Below are 20,776 nucleotides of genomic sequence, written 5' to 3'. Positions count from 1 at the left end.
ATTTACACACTCAAATCGAGAACAGCCTACACAAGCATGTGCAGGCTGTTCTTTTATATTATCAGACTCATTTTTAAATAATTATCCTAGTCATCTTCTTCAAAAAGCTTCTCTTCTCTCACCAAATATATAGGTCGTCGTTTATCTTCGGTAAAAATTTTAGAAATGTACTTGCCAATAATACCTAAGCATAAAAATTGAAAGCCACCCATAAATAATATTAATAAGGCCAAGAGACTGATCGCAGAAGCGCTTACTTGATAAAGTAAAAAAGCCACTAGTAAGTAGATACCCCAAACCAAAGCTGTGCCAATACTGAAAAGACCTAAGAAACTAGCAATTGTTAATGGAAAGTCCGAAAAAGAAATCAAGCCATCGATAGCATAATCGAACAAACTTCTAAATGACCATGAGGATTGACCAGCAATGCGTTTAATATTAGGGTATTCTAAATATTTCACTTTAAAACCAACCCATGAGAAAATCCCTTTTGAAAAGCGATTATACTCACCCATAGATACAACGGCATCTACGACTTGTGCCTTCATCAAACGATAATCTCGCGTACCTTCTGCTAACTCAAGGCGCGAAATTAAATTATTCAATTTGTAAAAAAGGCGGGCAAAAAAAGAACGAACAACTGGTTCGCCTTCTCTAGAAGTCCTTCTGGTTGCTACCACATCCACATTTGGATCTAGAATCATTCGATACATATCTACTAACATCATCGGTGGATCTTGTAAATCCGCATCCATAATTGCAACATACTCACCTTTGGCGTGTTTCAAGCCGGCATAAAGACCTGCTTCTTTACCAAAATTACGTGAAAAAGATAGGTATTCAATGCTGTCTGGATATTGCTGAACCACTTCTTTAATAGCGTTTAGGGTTTGATCGGTTGACCCATCATCTATTAATAGTAATTCAATTTCAACTTCTTTTAGGTCTTTTTGAACTTTTAAAATTGCTTCAATAAACGGCTGGATTGTCTTTTGTTCATTATAACAAGGAACAACAACAGTCATTACATTTTTTCTAACCAAAAAGATTCCTCATTTCTTAATACTTGCTAATTAAATTTGCAAGTCACTTGTCCAATTATTATATATCAAATTCACATCAAACTGTCTATTATTAAAATTTTTTCATAAAACAGTCGATCCCACGGTGCCCTTTCAAAAAAATAAACTTAAACACCCATAAATAAATTAGTGTTTAAGTTTATTGTTAAAGATTAAAACCATCTTAATTGCTAAGAACAGTTAGATGTTTTTAAGTGATGGCTGACTCAACTCTTTGGCTTCAATGGAATACTCGAACAACCACTCGCACTTGGGTATGGGGTCAGCTAATTTAAATACTAAGATCCACTCACCTGATGGAAGAATGCCTGGACGTGTTCCACTGCTTGATTCTAGCTCATCAAGACTTAGAATAATCCGTCGACCTTGACAAACATTTTGAATATCGATTCTTAAATTATAGTGTGAATCATAAGCCATTAATGAGTCAATCGCATAATCCCCCAGATAGGTATTGAATTCAAACACTAAATAACTAATAGTAGCTGGAAGCTCTAAGCGTTCAATGATAAAAGAAGCTGATGGGTCTTCATAATCTTTAATAGTTAACCGCTTATTAACAAGTTGCAAAACGATCTCTCCCTTCCAATCATAAATCCTTAATAAGTTTAACCGTTGATTATGAATTTTGTAGCCTATTTACTGTTAAGTTTATGTAAATTTATACTCTCAATAAAGAATTAGCGCGGTTCTAATTTAATACGTAAATATTCATCATTATATTCGATCAATTTTTCTTGACCAAGGTTACGATAAATTTCTAAATGATCAATAATTTCTTGCGGAGGATAAAAGGCCGGATCGGCAATTACTTCTGGATCCATTAAATCAATGGCGTCCTTATTAGGGGTAGCGTATCCAATATATTCAGCATTTCTAGCTGCTATATCTGGGCGCATCAAGAAATCCATTAAAGCGTGTGCACCTTCGATATTTTTTGCACCTTTAGGAATGGCCAAGGTATCAAACCAAATGTTAGACCCTTCTTTCGGAACCATATAGGCTAAATTTTCATTGTCATACATAGCCATGGCAGCTTCGCCTGAATAAGTAACGGCTATTGGGGCTTCTCCGATTGTCGCATACATTTTAATTTCATCTGCAAGTAAAGCCAGGATATTAGGCATTAATTGTTTCATCTTTTGAGTGGCCTTAGCAATAAGTTCACTATCAGTTTCATTAAGTGAATGCCCTTCTGATTGCAGACCAATCCCAATCACTTCACGGGCGCCATCAATTATCATAATCTTATTACGATATTCTTCTCGCCAAAGGTCATTCCAACTGGTAATTTCGTCTTCCGCAATTTGACTGCTATCATAAAGAATACCTAAAGTACCCCAAAAATATGGCACTGAATATTGATTGCCTCGATCAAAAGGCTGGTCCAGAAATTCTTCATCAATATGTTTGAGATTAGGTAAGCGTTTATGATCAATTTTTTCTAATAAATCCATTTCCATCATTGTTTCTACCATGTATTCACTCGGCCCAATTAAATCATAATTGGTACCAGCTTGTTGAATTTTTGTGAGCATGGCCTCATTAGAATCAAAGGTTTCATAAACTACCACATAACCCGTTTCTTCTTCAAACTCATCGATTAAATCAGGATCAATATAATCGCCCCAATTATAAAAATTGACAATATTACTCTCGCCCGTTAATCCTTGACTAGATTGTAGGTAGTAACGCCCAACAAACATCAAAGCCACTGCAAGTAGAATGGCAATCATTACTTTTACTAATGCTTTCATTACTAACCTCCTCTAGCTTGACGCATTTTAAGTGCTGCTTTTCGCTGTTCTCCGACCCTGAGCGTGTAATAGCCAAAGACTAAAAGTAAAGCTAACAAGAACATTAAAGTAGAGAGCGCATTAATTTCCAAGCTTACCCCTGTTCTAGCACGTGAATATACCTCAACTGATAACGTTGAGAAACCATTCCCAGTTATAAAGAAAGTAACAGCAAAATCATCTAAGGAATAGGTGAAAGCCATGAAGTAACCGGCTAAAACACCACTTTTAATGGAAGGTAAAATAATTCTTGATAGAATCTGATTCTGGTTGGCTCCCAAGTCTTGAGCCGCCGTAATCATGGCTGGATTCATTTCATAAAGTCTTGGCAAGACCATTAAAACCACTATCGGCACATTAAATGCAATATGTGATAACAAAACAGTGGTGAAGCCAAATTCAAACTTTAATAAGAATGAAAACATCAAGAGAAAGCTAGCTCCCATCATGACATCGGGTGTAACCATTAAGACTGAATTTAGATTAAGAATAGCTTGACGACTACGATTAGAACGATAGTAATAAATAGCTATCGCTCCTAGAGTGCCAATGATGGTTGCAATTAAAGCGGATAAAAGAGCGATAATAAAGGTGTTTAAGATGAAGGTCATCAGACGTTTATCTTCAAAAAGGGTTTGATAATGCTCTAGCGTAAAACCAGAAAAGTTAGTCATGTCTCCACCAGCATTAAAGGAATAAAACATTAAATAAATCAAAGGTGCGTACATTAATAAAAAGACAAACGCAATATAAAGGGTAGAACCCATTCTTTTTTTAGTTTTATGCATCTTGACCACCTCCTGCCTTAGAACGATCCCTAGTAGTAAATAGAATGATGAACATAATCAACATTAAAACTACACCGATGGTTGATCCCATCCCCCAATCCTGGGTAACTAAGAAATGCTGCTCAACAGCCGTACCTAAAGTGATTACACGGTTTCCTCCAATTAAGCGAGTAAGCATAAAAAGAGAAAGAGAAGGAATGAAGACCGCTTGGACACCCGAGCGCACTCCTCTCAGTGATAAAGGAAAAATCACACGCCGAATGATGGTCATCTTAGATGCTCCCAAGTCATAGGCCGCTTCTAATAGACTGGGTTGAATCTCATTGATTGAGTTGAAAATCGGCAAGAACATAAAAGGCAACTCAATATAAGCTGCTACTAGAAGGAAGGAAACATCAGTAAACAGCAACTGTTGTCTACCGAAACCAAGCGCTTCAAAGAAATTATTTAAAGGACCCGAATTACCTAAGATGCCTATGAAGGCATAGGTTTTAAGCAATAAATTAATCCATGTTGGTAAAATAATCAGCATCAACCACAAGTCTTTATTTTTGCTTTTAGAAAGAATATAAGCTAGTGGGTAGGCTAATAAAAAAGTGAATAAAGTTACAAGAAAGGCATACCAAAAGGAAGACAGAGTCATTCGGATATATTCCATTGAAGTGAAAAAATGCTGGTAGTTAGCTAGGGTAAATTGTCCATCAATGCCTATAAATGACCGTTGAAAAAGCACTAGTAAGGGAGTAATCACAAAGATGGCTAGCCATAAATAATAGGGGATAGCCAACAAATGAATATTAGTCTTCTTCATTTTCCCCCTCCTCATATTGCTCTAAACGAGCGTCAAATTCCTCCTCTGTTTCATTAAATCTCATAACATGAATTTCATCCGGACCAATTTGCAAGCCGATTTTTTGTCCAATATCAACCTTCTCTGTTGTGTGAATCATCCATTCGTTTTGCTCATCATCATAGGCAATAATTTCATTGAACATCCCTCTAAAGAGCATAGTATCAACTGTTGCGTTAATCTGACCCTGATTAGGAGCAGTGATTTTTACATCTTCTGGTCGAATAACAACCTCTACTGCTTCGCCTTTAGGAATCCCTGCATCCTCACAATCGAATTCATGACCGACAAATTTAACCCGGTAATCAGCCATCATGGTTGCATCAATAATATTTGATTCTCCAATAAAGTCAGCAACGTATCGATTAATCGGCTCATCATAAATATCTGAAGGCGTACCCGATTGCACAATTTCTCCTCTATCCATAACAAAAATCCAATCAGACATAGCTAAAGCTTCTTCTTGATCATGTGTGACAAAAACGAAAGTAATCCCTAGACGCTGTTGTAATTCACGTAATTCATACTGCATATCGGTTCTTAATTTTAAGTCTAAAGCTGATAAGGGCTCATCTAAAAGTAGAACGTCCGGCTCATTGACCAGTGCGCGTGCAATCGCTACCCTTTGTTTTTGACCACCTGACATTTCATTAATATTTCGTTCTTCATAACCATCTAACCGCACCTGCTTAAGCGCAGCTTGAACTTTGTTTTTAATGATTTGTTTGTCAACATTTTTGACAGATAAACCAAAGGCAATATTATCAAAAACATTCATATGTGGAAAAAGTGCATAATCTTGAAAAACGGTATTAACTTTACGTTTATTAGCAGGAATGTTGGTTACTTCATTTCCTTCAATCGATACTGTCCCTTCACTTGCTTGAGTAAAGCCTGCGATAATTCTTAAAATTGTTGTTTTACCGCATCCTGATGGTCCAAGCAAAGTATAAAACTGTCCTTGTTCCAACTCCATATTAATATTTTTTAATACCATTTGATCATCAAAGTGCTTTGAAACGTTCTTTAACTCGACACTTAGTAATGCTTCACTCATGCTTGACACCCTCTTTTGTATTTTTTGAAGGAAACCTTCCGCCCGATTATATCATGTTATACTCACGCTTTGTAAGTTAGATTTTAAAATAAAAATCGACAAACATTAATATTCAGTAATCTATCTGTAAACATTAAAAAAGCCACATGTGCACATGTGACTCCTAATCTATAAATAAATTATTCGACATCCTCACCAATAATACGGACTTCTGTTTCTAGACGTACTTGGTTCTTTTCCCAAATAGTTGCTTGGATAAAAGCAATTAAGTCAGTATAGTTTGTTGCCGTTGCATTATCCACATTGACAATAAAGCCTGCATGCTTCTTAGACACTTCAGCTCCACCGATACGATAGCCCTGTAGACCAGCATCTTGGATTAACTTCCCTGTATAATAACCTTCAGGTCTCTTGAAAACAGATCCACATGAAGGATATTCTAAAGGCTGCTTGGATTGGCGTAAATGTGTTAGATGATCCATTTCTTCTTCTATATGTGCAAAGTCACCAGCTTGCAATTTAAAACGAACAGATAAAATCAAATCATTTTGCTCTTGAAAAACAGAATGGCGATAAGAAAAATGACAGTCTGGATTTTTAAAGGTTTTAATTAAGCCATCACGACTGATTACATCGACTTCATCAATGACATCTTTGACTTCTCCGCCATAGGCCCCCGCATTCATATAAACAGCCCCACCGATCGAGCCTGGTATACCACAAGCAAACTCCAGGCCTGTAAGTGAATGTTCGAGCGCTAAGTGAGTTAGTTTAATCAATGACGCCCCTGATTCCGCTTCAAGGATGTTAGAATCGATGCGTCGCATCGACTTCATCTCAGTCATCATGATGACAACGCCACGAATGCCACCATCTTTTACTATTAAGTTGGAAGCATTACCTAAAACCGTTAAATCTAACGGCTGATTTTTTACATAGTTCACAATGGTTTCCACTTGAAAGCGATCATGAGGAAAGACCAAATAATCTGCCTTACCACCTGTTTTTGTATAAGTATATTTTGATAGAGGCTCATCTTTTAATATTTTGATGTTAGGAAATTTTTCTAGTAAGTTCATTTTATTTTCCCCTTCAGTATAATCGTCATTCCATTCTAGTTAAAAGGATGTCACTTGTAAAGTGGCATCCTTTTATGTAAGCGATTTACGCAAGATTTTTTTCCATAGTATAGACATCGTAATAAAAATGACCATGTCTTAAACGCTGACTTAAAGTTCCTTTGATATCAAATCCAAACGATTTATAAAGTCGGACAGCCCGTTGATTTTCAGTGACCACTTCTAAAGTTAAAATTTTTAAATCAACTTTTTTGGCAAAATCAATTAATTCTTGCACAATCATTTTGCCAATACCATAGCCCCAATATTCTTTCACAATCGATACTCCTATTTCAGCGATATGGTCTTGCTTGTGACTTGAGAAATTAGCTAAATTACCGATTCCAATAACTTGATCGTCAACTTCAATAATTAATAATAATGATTTTTTAGCCAACAGGTAGTTTCGAATCAATTCTTTTTCTTGCTGAACATCCAGAGATAATCCTTCAGGTCCGGTTGTAAGATAATTGGTATCTTTACCGATATGTCTCATTAATCCTAAAATGGCGCGAGCATCTTTGACTTGGGCTTGACGAATTGACAGTTGAATCTCTTCTTCGACCATTTCGACTTGTTTTTCTTGGTCTGGATTTTCTCGATAAGACATTGTTTAATCGCCCCTTTCTATATGATCTCTAAACTTTTGAAAGATGATTTGATGCTTATTATCTGCTTGTGGCGATAAACTTATTTCTATTTGACGTTGGTTTTGATCCAATAATTTGAAAGCTATCTCTATATGACTTTTCGGTAAATAATCTGTAATAAATTGTGGCCATTCAACCAGACAAATAGACTGTTGATCGAAAAACAAATCAAAATCAACAGTATCCGCTCCACCTTCTTCTAAGCGATATGCATCAATATGGACCACTCGCTCAGCTACTTGCTGAAGTTCATATTCTTTAACTATGGTATAAGTCGGACTTTTAATGGCTCTATCAATTCCTAAAGAACGCCCAAAAGCCTGAGTAAAAGCTGTTTTTCCCGATCCCAATGGACCTGAAAGCAAAATAAGACTTCCTGGTTGAATGACTTTAGCTAATATTTTAGCCAGGCTTTTTGTATCCTCTAAGTTATGACTTGTAAAGTTTATCATCTTTTTTCCCCATTCACTTGCTGATAGGTTAAGTATAACGAAGATTCCGGCAAACATCGAATTATTTGACTTTAGAGGTGATTATTGCTAATTTTATAGTAATAGAAAACGAGGAGGTCAGTTGATGAAAAAAATACTACAAATATCCACAGCACTTATCTTAACCGTTTTTTTAGGCGCTTGCGATATGTTGCCTGGAAATGATAAAGCAAAGGTAGAAAATGCCCCTACCGAAGAGGTTACTACTAATGAAGAAGAAAAAACAGATACTACCATGGCTGCTGAAGAAACCACAATGGAAGAAACTACTGTTGAAACAGCTGCTAATGATGCTGAGGGACTAGAAGGTACTGCAACAATCATTATTAACCAAGAATCGGGAGCCCCTCTTGAATATGAAGTAAATAATATCGGTGGTGTGAGTGTTCTAGAGGCTATGTCTGCGATTGAAGAGTTAGAATTCAACTTCAATGAAGATGAAGGTGTTGTTGATATTATTGATGGTGTAGAGAATGACTACGCTCCAAACACTTGGGTGTATTTAATTAACAAGCAATTTGCCGAGCTGGGTGTTGTTTCTCAAAAATTAGAAGACGGTGATGAAATCGAATGGTATTATGGTACTATCGATGATATTCCTGTTACAATTATTCCAGCAGAATAATCAAAAAAGCTATTAAATGCTATAAATGTAAGAAAACCACTCTTCTGGAAGAGTGGTTTTAAATTGCCTTATTTTTTACGAACGAAGTAACCGGCGATGCCGAATAAAGTAAGGCTTATACTGTACATGACCAGCTGATCACTTTCCCCAGTGTTTGGAAGTGTATCCTTCGCTGAATCAGTGGCTTGAACTTGATGATCCTTTACGACTGGTTGTGAAGAAGGGCTATTGGATAAATGATTGTCTTCAGCCTGTTCTTCAATATTGCTTTGGTCATCCAAGTCCTCAATTTGAGTATCTGCCCCATTTCCTACTGTTTCATCCGCTCCCGGAAATGGATTTAAGATGTTGTCTGTATCTGGCTCCACATCTGGATTTGATTCCTTATCATCACTCGGACGATTATAGTAGGTAATAAAGCGATTGCTTTCTTCTAACAGTTTCCCAATTTGTAGTAAACTGCGGTCGTTTTTAGCAAATGTGTTGAACATTACACCCATCGGCAGTCCTTTATCTGTCAAATATGTTGGTAAGCTCAGTGCAGGTGTACCAGTTAGATTAGCCAATTGAGTGTAAGGAGTCAAAGTCCACGCTGGTAACCATTGATCATAAATTACTTGTAATTTTTCAACTTTACTCAAACCAGACATGTCTTCCATTACTTCAGCCAGCTCTGGACTAATATGATTATAATCAGCCTTTGGAGCTGGGTAAGCATTAGTAGCTGTTAATAAAAATGGATATTTTGAATAGAAAGCGTTCATATCTTCTGTCACTTGATGGATATAGTCCCAAGCTCCAGCTACATCTTCTTTAGTTAAATCCTTTGATGTTTGGTATAAAGCCCAAGTTAGCAATTCCACATCTTCTCTTTGAATTGGTCGACCAAGTGGTCTCTTTGCTATGTAGTCCAAAGAGCCAGCAGCCGAAGAAGCAAGAATGTAGTATTGCTCCATTAATTTTTTTCCATCTACTGGATAAGCTACTTCCTCGACTAAATAACCTTCACCTTTTAAGAAATTGGCTACCTCTCGAACTGCTTGAATAGCATCTTCTGATATCGGCGTTCCAGCAGGAGTCATGGTTGTGTAGGCTATGGGAGTGGTCTTGTCAAAGCTTCCTTGCAGTACATGTTCACGCGTCTTTTCTTTTAATAAGGTCTCAAAAAGTGTAATTGTATCTTGCATTGATTTAGTCTCTGCAAAGTGGGTGGTTTGATTGTTTATTGAGCTGCTATCCCATGTTAAAATTCCTCTCGATGGATGTAAACCAATTAAACCAGACCAAGAAGCTGGAATTCTAGTAGAACCACCGGCATCACTGGAACTTGCGACTGGTACTTGCCCAATTGCGACAGCTGCTGAAGATCCCCCTGAAGATCCTCCCGGATTATGGGCTAAATTCCAAGGATTATGTGTGTCACCATACAATTCAGAATTAGTTACATTGATCCAACCCATTTGCGGATAAGAAGTTTGACCGATTACAATAAAGCCTGCTTCTTTAAAAGCTTTTACTTGGCGACCATCTCTAGAAGATGTTTGATCTTCCAAAAACTTGAAGCCGAGTGTATTGCTACCCTCTTCCACAGAGTGACCTAGACCCTTCACTAACATCGGCACACCATAAAAAGGCTGACCAGTATCTTCCATCGCTTCAGCTTCAGCTAAAGCAGCTTCTTTGCGTGTTGAAATAACGTTATTTAAATCAGGATTTGTTTCTTCGATTACTTGAAAAGCAAATTCAATTAATTCTTTACTTGTTGTTCTTCCACTTCTGACCATTTCAGCAAGTGTTGTGGCGTCCAACTTTTTATATTCTTCAATAGTTAAGGGAGTTTGTGAAGGTGTTTCGCCTTCACCTTGTGAATCAACTTCCATTCTAGCAGGTGTTTCTTGTGGTTCTTCTTCACTTTCACCAGGAATCACAGCCTTGTCAGATTCTATCTCTGGATTTGATTTTACTTGAATAGATTGCAAGCTGGAATTTAAGCTTTCTACATCTGATTCCATAGCGTTTACATTCACTGCAAGTGGCGTGAAACTATTTAAGGCAAGGGTTGACAACAATAAGAGTCGCTTCATTAAACTTTTTTTCATTGATTTCCTCCAATAAGTAATTTTTCACAAAATCCATTGTAACATGTTCTTCACAAATGTGAAAATGATTCTCATTAGATTTGCATGAGAAAAGCTCCTCAATCAAAAATCTGCTTGAGGAGCTTGGTTTATAATTTATTTAGGTTAGTTATTTAGAGCCTGGTTGGCTGTGATAATCGCTACTTTAAACACATCTTCTTCTACACACCCTCTTGAAAGGTCTGAAACGGGTTTATTCAGTCCTTGTAAAATTGGTCCAACAGCTTGGAAATTACCTAAGCGTTGCGCAATCTTATAGCCAATATTTCCAGATTGAATTTCTGGGAAAACAAAGACAGTCGCTTGTCCATCAAGAATAGACCCAGGAACCTTTTGTGCAGCCACCTCAGGAACAATAGCCGCATCAAATTGCATTTCACCATCAATGGTCAATTCGGGTGCTAATTGCTTCGCAATTTTAGTCGCTTCTGCCACTTTATCTACTTCTGGTGATTTGGCTGATCCATAAGAAGAAAAACTTAACATCGCCACTTTAGGATCAATACCAAAGATTTCAGCTGTTTTAGCACTTTCTACCGCAATTTCAGCTAAAGATTGTGCATCAGGATTAATATTAATAGCGCAATCTGCAAACACTAATTTTTGACCATTGGTATGAGGTGGAACCATGATAAAGGCTCCTGAAATTAATTTTACGCCTGGTCGTGTTTTGATAATTTGTAAAGCAGGCCTTACTGTATCTCCTGTTGAGTAAACGGCTCCACATACCATTCCATCCGCTTGATTGGTATAAACCAACATGGTCCCAAAGTATGCAGGATCTTTTAGGAGTTCAATAGCTTCTTCTCTAGTATTCTTACCCTTACGTCTTTCAACAAATGCTTCAATCAATTGATCCATTGCTTGATATTCTTCAGGGTCATGGAGAGTAATCCCTTCAATCACCCAATTTTTTTCATTGGCTAGTTGTTTAATTTCTACCTTATTACCCAAAACAATCGGTTCCACAATATCTTCGGCATGCAAGCGTACTGCTGCTCCTAAAACACGTGGGTCAGTCCCCTCAGGAAACACTATTTTGATGCCTTTTCCTTTTATCTTTTCTTGTAACTGTTGAAACATTGCTCGATCACTCCTTAATATTCACTGTTACTCTTAATGATACACTTTTATAAAATTGTTCTCAATATTTTTATTTAAAATTGTATCTAGTCTTTGGGATAAGGTATATAATCAGATTCATTTACTTTTCATCTGTTTCACTTGGATGGAAATTCTGTTTGATATTCTGTTCATGTTTAGCACGATTTAACATTCGATTTTCTTTCTCATTTTGAGGATAGTATTTACGGTAATTATCGGCAATCTTTTTAAAAAATAAGCGATACAATAAATAGATTGCCAAACAAATCATTAAGAAGGGTAAAGATGCTACCAATAATAAAACAAGATTTTCTAGCATCCACTTGGTAGAAATCAAAGCTTCTTTAAAAGTATTAGCTATACGACCTATAAAGGAATAATTTTGATTGCGTTCTTCTGCTAGAACATAGCGCTCACTCAAAGTAATATTGATAGTGGCTTGTTCTATTTGATTTTCCAAGTTAGCTTGTTCGGCTAAATATTGATCTCTTTGAATAATAGCATTTTCAATTTCAGTTTGAATTTGGACAATTTCTTCAATTTTTTCTGCTTGATCTAATAAGGCATTTAACCGGTCTAAACGATCCTCTACGGCTTGTAAACGGATGTCAATATCATTGACCGAGCGAGTGACATCTTGGGACCCTCTACTTGACGATTGCAAAGAAACATCCGGCAGGTCTTGGAGTTTCTCAACTGTTTGATTAAAGTTCGCCTGTGGAATACGCGCAGTCAAAATTAACTCACGCAACTCTTGCTCACTATCAGAAAATTGTCCACCATCTATCAAATACTCATTTTGATAGTGAATGCTGCCTTTGCTTTTTTCAATCACTTCAAATAAAGCTTGTTTGGCCTCCTCATATTTTAAGGTCTCAAAATATAAGTCTGCCTTTTGAATCAAATAGGCTTGGTCAGCAGCTACTTCTTCTTGATAAGTTTCATTAGTCATTCTCATCTGTTGATTATCCAAATTGATGGAATCATTAAGAATTTGGTCTGGGGTTTTTTCTGACTTAAAAGAGCTTTGATTAAAATTTTCACAAGCTACTAAACTCATTGTAACTGCTACTACTAAAATCAATAATTTGTAGTACTTTTTCATTTTATTTACTCCTTCAGATATTTTTCTTTATTATACTAGTAAATTTAATGAAAGACTAAGTTATGACTTGCAATTTGATGTCTACAGTTGTAAACTTTAAGTGAAGTTACATGTGTAATCAGAGAGGAGTTTTCTTATGCAAGAAAGTCTTTCAGTCCCATCGATCACTGATGCAGAATGGGAAATTATGCGGATAGTTTGGGCCCATCATTCACTTACTTCACGCCAAATTATCGATACTGCTAGTCAATTTTCTGATTGGAAAGAAGCTACTATAAAAACTTTAATTAACCGCTTATTGCAAAAAGAACATTTGGCTCTTGAAGGAGAACATAAACCCTATCAATATCAAGCAAATATTTCTGAAAAAGAGGCGGTTCATGCAGAAATAAGTAAGCTACTGAGCCGCATTTGCAATAAAGATAAGGCTCCTTTTATTCATCAAATAATTAATGATGTCATCTTATCACAAGCTGATTGTCAACAGCTGATAAAACAATTGCAGGATAAGGGCAAGCAGGCTCCAAGCCAAGTAAAATGTAATTGCCCAGTCGGTCAATGTCAATGTCACTCATGGTCTCATTAATTAATGGAGGAATTATCATGAAAAAACAAGATTTTAAAGTCCAAGGTATGTCTTGCAGCCACTGCGCTCAAACTATTCAAGATTTGCTTTTATCAATGGATGGAGTTGAAAAAGTAAATATCCAAGTGGATACTAAAGAGCTTACTATTGAGCATCAAGACTTTTTAGCTATGGAAGATTTTAATCATGTGCTTAAAGATACTCACTATCATTTAAGCAAATAATCGATCCCTAAAGGAGGGCTAAAATGCAATCAAGTACTTATACTATTGATGGAATGTCCTGCGCTTCTTGTGCAATGACAGTCGAAAAAACGCTTAATCAAACAATGGGTGTTGAAACAGCCGAAGTAAATCTACTGAACCACTCTGTAAAAGTCAATTTTGATCCACAAAAGGTCACATTTGAGACACTGGCTAATCGAGTAGAAAAGGCAGGCTATCAGCTATTACCTTCGATTAATGAAGCGCTCATTCAAAACTTTCGGATTGAGGGAATGTCTTGTGCTTCTTGTGCGCAAACAGTTGAAAAAGCAGCCAATCAACTGTCGGACGTTCAGTCTGCTCAAGTCAATTTTGCTACTTCAACATTGAATGTTGAGTGGGATCATAAAGCCCAGCCAGATAAAGCGATTGAGGCGGTGCAAAGAGCGGGTTATAATGCCAGTTTAATTATTTCTCCTGAAGAACAATATCAAAAAGATTTAGAGCGAGAACAGCAATATTTAAAAAAGTCCAAGCAAAAAATTATGGGTATGGTCCTGTTCACTCTGCCACTCTTTCTTTTAGCAATGGGTCCAATGATTGGCCTTCCTATTCCGGATTCTCTTTCAATAAAGCAACATCCAAGCATTCATGCCCTCATTCAGATGATTTTAAGTAGTGCTGTTTTATATTTAGGTAAAGATTTATTTATTCGTGGATTCAAGAGTCTTTTGAATGGCCACCCCAACATGGACAGCTTAGTCGCAATAGGTAGTGGAGCCGCTTTTGTTCAAGGTCTAGTCGTAACGCTCTTTCTATTCATCAATCCTCTTCAAAACAGTCAAGAGATTGAATTATACTTTGAATCAGCTGCAGTAATTGTCTCTTTAATGACAATCGGCAAGTATTTAGAAGACATTGCTAAAGGACGAACTTCTTCAGCGATTAAAACCCTAATGGATTTAGCACCTAAAGAGGCACGTAGAATTAAAGAGGATGGCTCCATTGAAATTGTTCCAACCGAACGAATTCAACCAGGAGATCATTTGCAAATTAGACCTGGAGATACCATTCCAATGGATGGAATCATTCTTGAAGGTCAATCCAGTGTCGATGAATCGATGTTAACTGGTGAAGCCATGCCGGTTAATAAAAGCAAAGGCGACTGCGTAACTGGAGCTAGTTTAAATAAAACCGGTGGCTTTACCCTGAAGGTAGAACGAGTAGGGCAAGACACTACGCTTTCTCAAATTATTCAATTAGTTAATGAAGCTCAATCTTCCAAAGCTCAAATTGCTAAATTTGCTGATGTGGTAGCTTCTTATTTCGTCCCAACTGTTATGGTGATTGCCTTAATCAGTGGTTTATTCTGGTTCTTTATAATGAATCAATCCTTAACTTTCAGTTTACAGATTTTTATTAGTGTTTTAATTATCGCTTGCCCTTGTGCGCTTGGTTTAGCCACTCCAACAGCTATCATGGTGGGAACAGGTAATGCTGCACAAAAAGGGATCTTAATTAAAAGTAGTGCCAGTCTAGAAACTACTCACCAAGCAGATACTATTTTGCTTGATAAGACAGGGACTATCACCCAAGGTCAACCGAGTGTGACTGATTTTTATCCTGTTGATGAAAAAGATAAAGCTATTCTATTAAGTAAGTTAGCAAGTGTTGAAGCCAACTCAGAACACCCTCTTGGCAAGGCAGTTGTCGATTATGCCGAAAGTTTCGGCATAGAATATCAGGCTTTGAAGCAAATCCAATCAATTACAGGTAAGGGAATTACTGCTGAGATTAATGGCGAAAACATAGATATTGGTAACCAGCGTTTAATGGAAGAAATATTAAGCCAACCCATCCCTCAAGATTTTCTCTCACTAGCAGATAAACTGAGTCATGAAGCCAAAACTGTTATTTTCTATGCAATTAACCGCCATTTCCAAGGCTTATTAGCCATTTCAGATCCGATAAAAGAATCGAGTATGGAAGTAATAAAAACTCTCAAAGCAATGGGTCTTAAGGTGATGATGGTGACAGGTGATAATCAAGCCACAGCAGAACATATCGGTCAATTAGTAGGAGTGGATAAAGTCTTTGCCGAAGTTTTGCCTGAAGACAAGTCACGTATTGTGAAGGAAGTACAAGCAACCGGCAATAAAGTGATTATGGTCGGTGATGGCATTAATGATGCCCCTGCTTTAGCACAAGCTGATATCGGCATGGCGATCGGGTCTGGGACCGACATTGCGATTGAATCTGCTGATATTGTGTTAATGAATAACCATTTAACCACCATTCCGACCGCTATTAATTTGAGTCATGCGACTATCCGCAATATCAAACAGAACCTTTTCTGGGCTTTCTTCTATAATGTGATAGGCATTCCTTTTGCGATGGGCGTTATCTATCTATTTGGTGGTCCCTTACTTAACCCAATGATAGCCGCCTTAGCTATGAGCTTTTCTTCTATCTCTGTTTTACTTAATGCTCTACGCTTAAAATTTTTTGCTGAATAATTAACAACTCATTCGAGGAGTGGCTCAAGTTGAGCCACTCCTTTTTTGTGAATCAATTAATTTTCATGGAATTCCTAGAATTGATACACCAAACTAAAAAAATTTACTATAATAGAAGTATCAGCAATTAAAAAACTTACTTAAAGAAAGGATTTAATCATGACTAAATTATATTTTGCAAGTCCCCTTTTTAATGAAATGGAACTAGCCTTCAACCAAAAAGTTGCTAATGAATTAAGACAAGCCATACCTTCTTTAGATATTTTCTTACCACAAGAACAAACTGAAATTAACGATAAGCAAGCCTATGCCGATTCAAAGATGATTGCTCGTTTGGATACGGAAGCAGTGCTAGCAAGTGATATCGTTTTGGCCGTCTTAGATGGACAAACCATTGATCCAGGTGTAGCCAGTGAAATTGGTATTGCCTACCAAGCCGGCATTCCTATTATTGGTCTATTTTCAGACTCCCGTCAACAAGGCGCGGATAACCCTCAAAAAATTGAAGCACTCAAAGAAGTTGCAGAATCACAGTTCGCCTATGTTAACTTATACACTGTGGGATTGATCAAACTTAACGGAAAGGTTGTTTCTCACTCTTCCGAGATTGCTGCTGCCATTGAAGAAGTCTTAAATAAAAAATAAAGACCAAGATGTTACTAAGTCACAATAGATGGGTGGAAATATATGTATTCCAATAAAGTAGGTTTAATTGATATCGGTTCAAATACTATTCGTATGGTGATTTATGCAATCGATCAATATTATGATGTTCATGAAATTACTAACCTTAAAGCGCCTGCACGTTTATCTCAATACTTGAATAAAGATGAAAACGACCAGGTAATGATGTCTGATAAAGGGATTCAGAAACTAACTGAAACGCTAGCTAGTTTTAACTATGCCGCTCGAGCACATAAAATTGAGGAGTTAATTGTCTTTGCTACAGCAGCTATTCGTCAATCAGCTAACCAAGAGCAAATCATACAGCGGGTATTAGAAGAAACTGGCATTGAAATTCGCATCTTATCAGAAAAAGAAGAGGCTTCGCTGGGCCAGTACGCTATTTCGCACTCCTTACCTAATCGTAATATGGTGACTATCGATATGGGCGGAGGGTCTTGTGAAATAACCTTGTCAGAAAACAAAGAGATTAAACAATACCATTCCTTTCCATTTGGCGTAGTCAGCTTGAAGGAAAAGTTCTTTAAAGATAAAGACCATAATGATTCAACAGCCATTGAAAAGACAAGACGCTATTTACAAAAAACTTTTAAGTCACTGGATTGGCTAAAGAAGGTTAAGTACCCGATCGTTGCGGTCGGTGGTTCTGCGCGTAATATCGCTCAAGTTCATCAACGCCTACAGAATTATCCCATTGCTGGCTTACATGGTTATCGACTCTCTGAAAAAAATCTAAACACCACACTCGACCTATTCCAGTCAACAAATTACCAAGATATGCAAGATATTGACGGTTTAAGTTCTGATCGAACTGACATCATTATTCCAGCTAACTTAGCATTAATTGAGCTTTTTCAAATCGTCAATGCGCCTACCCTATTCATTTCTAGACAAGGGCTGAGAGATGGTGTTATTACTTACTACTTGAATGATCATTTTAACCAGCCTATTAATCCTGAGCATATTCACGTTCGAAGTGTCGCCAAAGTATGTCGTGATTTCAAAGTGCATCCAAAGGTTGCAGAAATTCGGAGTAAAATAGCGATCGATCTTTATAAACAACTGACTGATTTAGGACAAATGGATTATTCCTATGCTCAGCAAGTTGAATTAGAAATGGCAAGTTATCTCTACCGATGTGGCCAATTCATCTCTAAAGAAGCTGATTCCCAGACAACTTTCTATCTTTTATCCAATATGGATTTGGCCGGTTTTTCACATCGCGACCGTGTCCGCTTAGCTTTATTAAGCAGTTATCGTAATAAATCTTTACTCAATCAATATTGTCAGTCTTTCAGCAATTGGTTTAGTAGTGAAGATATAAAAGAACTACAAGCTTTAGGAGGTATTTTAAAATTTAGCCAATCATTAAACGATTCTAAAACTTCTCCGATTAAAAATATTAAATTAGAAAAAAAGAAAAAAGACTATATCCTAACCCTTTATCACAATGGCCCTGTGGTAGCCGAGCAATATCGAGCAGATCGTCACGCCAAACATATTGCTCGTAGCTTAGATGGAAGCTTAAAACTAAAGTATGTTGACTTAGAGGCTTAAAGAAAACTGAGAGGAGAAATGAAATGACTGAGACCAAAAAAAAGAAAAAGAAAACAGTGAATAAGGATAAGCGCATTTCTAACTCAAGAAAAAATCGCGGACAATTTGATAATCCTGACTTTTATTTTAACCGCGAATTATCTTGGCTAGACTTTAATTTACGTTGTATTGACAATGCTTATGATATGACCAATCCTTTACTGGAACAAATAAATTTCTTAGCCATTGCCTCTTCAAATCTCGATGAATTCTTTATGGTCAGAGTTTCGGGAGTTTATGATCAATACCTTGCTGGTGTGGAGGTTTCTGAAAATAAAACCTGCCAAACACCCGAAGAATTATTAGAAAACATTAGTCAGCGCAATCAACGCAATGTCGCTAAACAATACCAACGCTACCATGAATTAATGCCTCTCTTGCCAAATACTGGCTACCAAATGAAGTCCATCGGTGAATTGTCCGTATCTGAACAAGCAGAAATAGACTATTACTTTAAGACCTTACTCTTACCGACTCTTTCTCCTTTAGGAATCGATGCCTACCGGCCTTTCCCTCACCTTGTCAATAAAGTTTTAAACATTATGGTTAAGCTGGAAAAGGATGGCAAAGAGCATCGAGCGATTCTTCCTATTCCTCAGCTGATTGAACGTTATTTCATTATTGAAGGACAAGTCCATACCATCGTCTTAGTGGAAGACATTATCATCCACCACCTTGATCGTATTTTTGAAGGCTATGAAGTTGTGGCTGCTTATCCTTTTCGAATTACACGTAATGCAGATTTTTCAATTGCAGAAGACGGTGCTTCCGATTTGTTAGTTCTAATTGAAGACTATGTCAAACAAAGAAAAAATGGAATGGCTGTCCGGCTTGAAATTGACCGCTCACGCTTAATGAATTTTTCTGAACAAAACCTTACTTATCTACAAGAAGTTTTTGAGTTGGAAGAAAATGCTGTTTACTTAATTGACGGGCCGCTCGATTTAACTTTCCTTTTTGCCTTAAGAGAAGAAATTGGTGAAAATAACCCTCAATTCTTATTTGAGGAGCATATACCCTACCTGAATCCCAAACATTTAGGAGAAGACCTATTCACCCAGGCCAAAGACCATGACATCTTCCTCCACCACCCTTATGATTCGTTTGATCCGGTAGTTAACTTAATAGCGTACGCTGCTCAAGATCCTCAAACCATTGCCATTAAACAGACCCTTTACAGAGTTTCTAAAAACTCTCCCATTATCTCAGCCTTAAAAACCGCTGCCGAAAACGGAAAAGAAGTTACCGTGTTGGTGGAACTAAAAGCACGTTTCGATGAAGAAAATAATGTTTATTGGGCCAAAGAATTAGAAGAAGCAGGCTGTCACGTTTTATATGGTGTTAGTGAACTAAAGACCCATTCCAAAATTTCACTGGTCATTCGCAAGGAGGATAATAAAATCCAACCTTACCTTCATCTAGGAACAGGTAATTACAATGACAAAACAGCAAAAATTTATACCGATATGGGCTTATTTACGACGCACCCTGGTTTAACGGATGATGCTACTGATTTCTTCAACTATTTAAGTGGTTATAGCAGCTTGCCAGATTATAAACATTTACATGTTTCACCTTTTGCCATTCGGGATTCTCTAATGGATTATATTGATGAGGAAATTGCTTTTCAAAAACAATACGGTAATGGTCGTATCATTGCTAAAATGAATTCCTTAACCGATCTTCCCCTCATCCAAAAGCTCTATGAAGCCAGTCAAGCGGGTATTTCAATTGATCTAATTGTTAGAGGTATCTGCTGTTTGAAACCGGGCATTCCTGGAATATCTGATAATATTCGTGTACGTTCAATTGTTGGTCGCTTTTTGGAACATTCCCGTGTGTATTACTTTAACCATAATAGTGATAACCACCTATTCCTCTCTTCAGCTGATATGATGACGCGCAATATGATTAAGCGTGTCGAAATTGAATTCCCGATCTTAGATAAGGATATCGAGGCCGATATAGTGGACTATTTAGAGCTTCAATTAGCTGATAATATGAAAGCACGTGAACTGCAAGTAAACGGCGAATATATCCGCCCAGTTATCATTGAAGACCAAAAAATCAACTCGCAAGAAATTTTAATCGAGCGAGCCAGCCAACGTCAAAAAGATCTCGATGAGCGCTTAGCTAAAGAAAAACAGAGTCGCAAAATTCGACTCAGTAAACTAAATCCCGCTCGTGATAATCAGACTAAACTGTCAAGTCCGCAAGAACCTTCTATAATCAAACGCTTCTTAGCTTGGTTACGCAGTCTATAAAATTTTGACTCTGTCCCTAAATGGACAGAGTTTTTTATCTTCTAATAAGTTTATCAATAAACTATATTTTGTTAGACGATAATACATATGTGACATAAAACAAATAAAAATAGGGAGCTTCTG

General features: G+C 37.1%; 19 protein-coding genes. 7 read left to right on the top strand and 12 right to left on the bottom strand.

The features are described 5' to 3' along the window. Positions 1 to 86: 86 nt before the first annotated feature. The 9 genes from ACQV2R_RS07225 to tsaE all read right to left on the bottom strand — a co-directional run bounded on the left by ACQV2R_RS07225 (position 87) and on the right by tsaE (position 7,793). Complete coding sequence (locus tag ACQV2R_RS07225) at positions 87 to 1,043, bottom strand: glycosyltransferase family 2 protein (protein WP_428873320.1); 957 nt, start codon at positions 1,041 to 1,043, stop codon at positions 87 to 89. Positions 1,044 to 1,262: 219 nt separating this feature from the next. After that, a complete protein-coding gene (locus tag ACQV2R_RS07220) occupies positions 1,263 to 1,652 on the bottom strand; it encodes a hypothetical protein (protein ID WP_428873318.1) in 390 nt (129 codons plus the stop codon). A gap of 110 nt (positions 1,653 to 1,762) precedes the next feature. Further along, complete coding sequence (locus ACQV2R_RS07215; RefSeq protein ID WP_428892020.1) at positions 1,763 to 2,839, bottom strand: ABC transporter substrate-binding protein; 1,077 nt, start codon at positions 2,837 to 2,839, stop codon at positions 1,763 to 1,765. Positions 2,840 to 2,841: 2 nt separating this feature from the next. Continuing rightward, positions 2,842 to 3,666: an ABC transporter permease gene (locus ACQV2R_RS07210; RefSeq protein WP_428873316.1), complete on the bottom strand. Its 825-nt coding sequence runs from the start codon at positions 3,664 to 3,666 to the stop codon at positions 2,842 to 2,844. After that, positions 3,659 to 4,477, bottom strand: coding sequence for an ABC transporter permease (locus ACQV2R_RS07205; protein WP_428873315.1), 819 nt, complete (start codon positions 4,475 to 4,477; stop codon positions 3,659 to 3,661). The genes ACQV2R_RS07210 and ACQV2R_RS07205 overlap by 8 nt, the downstream gene beginning before the upstream one ends. After that, complete coding sequence (locus ACQV2R_RS07200) at positions 4,464 to 5,573, bottom strand: ABC transporter ATP-binding protein (protein ID WP_428875104.1); 1,110 nt, start codon at positions 5,571 to 5,573, stop codon at positions 4,464 to 4,466. Before ACQV2R_RS07200 ends, ACQV2R_RS07205 begins: the two co-directional genes overlap by 14 nt. Before the next feature lie 179 nt (positions 5,574 to 5,752). After that, a complete protein-coding gene (gene murB / locus ACQV2R_RS07195; RefSeq protein ID WP_428882154.1) occupies positions 5,753 to 6,652 on the bottom strand; it encodes a UDP-N-acetylmuramate dehydrogenase in 900 nt (299 codons plus the stop codon). Between the two features lie 85 nt (positions 6,653 to 6,737). Further along, positions 6,738 to 7,301 (bottom strand): N-acetyltransferase family protein, encoded by a 564-nt coding sequence (locus tag ACQV2R_RS07190; protein ID WP_428873310.1) that lies wholly within the window; start codon positions 7,299 to 7,301, stop codon positions 6,738 to 6,740. A gap of 3 nt (positions 7,302 to 7,304) precedes the next feature. After that, positions 7,305 to 7,793: a tRNA (adenosine(37)-N6)-threonylcarbamoyltransferase complex ATPase subunit type 1 TsaE gene (gene tsaE / locus ACQV2R_RS07185; protein WP_428873309.1), complete on the bottom strand. Its 489-nt coding sequence runs from the start codon at positions 7,791 to 7,793 to the stop codon at positions 7,305 to 7,307. A 124-nt stretch (positions 7,794 to 7,917) separates the two neighbouring features. Here tsaE and ACQV2R_RS07180 point away from each other — a divergent pair, with 124 nt between their 5' ends. After that, complete coding sequence (locus tag ACQV2R_RS07180) at positions 7,918 to 8,457, top strand: DUF4430 domain-containing protein (protein ID WP_428873308.1); 540 nt, start codon at positions 7,918 to 7,920, stop codon at positions 8,455 to 8,457. A 68-nt stretch (positions 8,458 to 8,525) separates the two neighbouring features. On the opposite strand, the gene ACQV2R_RS07175 is transcribed toward ACQV2R_RS07180, so the two are convergent. From ACQV2R_RS07175 to ACQV2R_RS07165, 3 genes are all read right to left on the bottom strand, one after another. After that, positions 8,526 to 10,556, bottom strand: coding sequence for an amidase family protein (locus tag ACQV2R_RS07175; RefSeq protein ID WP_428873307.1), 2,031 nt, complete (start codon positions 10,554 to 10,556; stop codon positions 8,526 to 8,528). A 144-nt stretch (positions 10,557 to 10,700) separates the two neighbouring features. Further along, positions 10,701 to 11,678, bottom strand: a complete 978-nt coding sequence (gene pta, locus ACQV2R_RS07170; RefSeq protein WP_428873305.1) for a phosphate acetyltransferase — start codon at positions 11,676 to 11,678, stop codon at positions 10,701 to 10,703. Positions 11,679 to 11,799: 121 nt separating this feature from the next. After that, a complete protein-coding gene (locus ACQV2R_RS07165; RefSeq protein WP_428892019.1) occupies positions 11,800 to 12,804 on the bottom strand; it encodes a DUF4349 domain-containing protein in 1,005 nt (334 codons plus the stop codon). A gap of 136 nt (positions 12,805 to 12,940) precedes the next feature. Here ACQV2R_RS07165 and ACQV2R_RS07160 point away from each other — a divergent pair, with 136 nt between their 5' ends. The 6 genes from ACQV2R_RS07160 to ACQV2R_RS07135 all read left to right on the top strand — a co-directional run bounded on the left by ACQV2R_RS07160 (position 12,941) and on the right by ACQV2R_RS07135 (position 20,653). Next, positions 12,941 to 13,390, top strand: coding sequence for a CopY/TcrY family copper transport repressor (locus tag ACQV2R_RS07160; protein ID WP_428892018.1), 450 nt, complete (start codon positions 12,941 to 12,943; stop codon positions 13,388 to 13,390). A 17-nt stretch (positions 13,391 to 13,407) separates the two neighbouring features. Further along, positions 13,408 to 13,614 (top strand): heavy-metal-associated domain-containing protein, encoded by a 207-nt coding sequence (locus ACQV2R_RS07155; protein WP_428873300.1) that lies wholly within the window; start codon positions 13,408 to 13,410, stop codon positions 13,612 to 13,614. 23 nt (positions 13,615 to 13,637) lie between these two features. Then, positions 13,638 to 16,109 carry a heavy metal translocating P-type ATPase gene (locus ACQV2R_RS07150; RefSeq protein ID WP_428892017.1) on the top strand — a complete coding sequence of 824 codons (2,472 nt, stop codon included), beginning with the start codon at positions 13,638 to 13,640 and terminating at the stop codon, positions 16,107 to 16,109. 159 nt (positions 16,110 to 16,268) lie between these two features. Further along, positions 16,269 to 16,754 (top strand): nucleoside 2-deoxyribosyltransferase, encoded by a 486-nt coding sequence (locus ACQV2R_RS07145; protein WP_428873297.1) that lies wholly within the window; start codon positions 16,269 to 16,271, stop codon positions 16,752 to 16,754. Between the two features lie 42 nt (positions 16,755 to 16,796). Then, complete coding sequence (locus ACQV2R_RS07140) at positions 16,797 to 18,350, top strand: Ppx/GppA family phosphatase (RefSeq protein WP_428875099.1); 1,554 nt, start codon at positions 16,797 to 16,799, stop codon at positions 18,348 to 18,350. 23 nt (positions 18,351 to 18,373) lie between these two features. After that, complete coding sequence (locus tag ACQV2R_RS07135; protein ID WP_428892016.1) at positions 18,374 to 20,653, top strand: RNA degradosome polyphosphate kinase; 2,280 nt, start codon at positions 18,374 to 18,376, stop codon at positions 20,651 to 20,653. Positions 20,654 to 20,776 lie beyond the last annotated feature (123 nt).

The sequence above is a fragment of the Facklamia sp. P12937 genome (assembly GCF_050409505.1).
In the GTDB taxonomy this organism is placed as follows: Bacteria; Bacillota; Bacilli; order Lactobacillales; family Aerococcaceae; genus Facklamia.
This window is presented reverse-complemented; position numbering and strand designations above follow the sequence as displayed.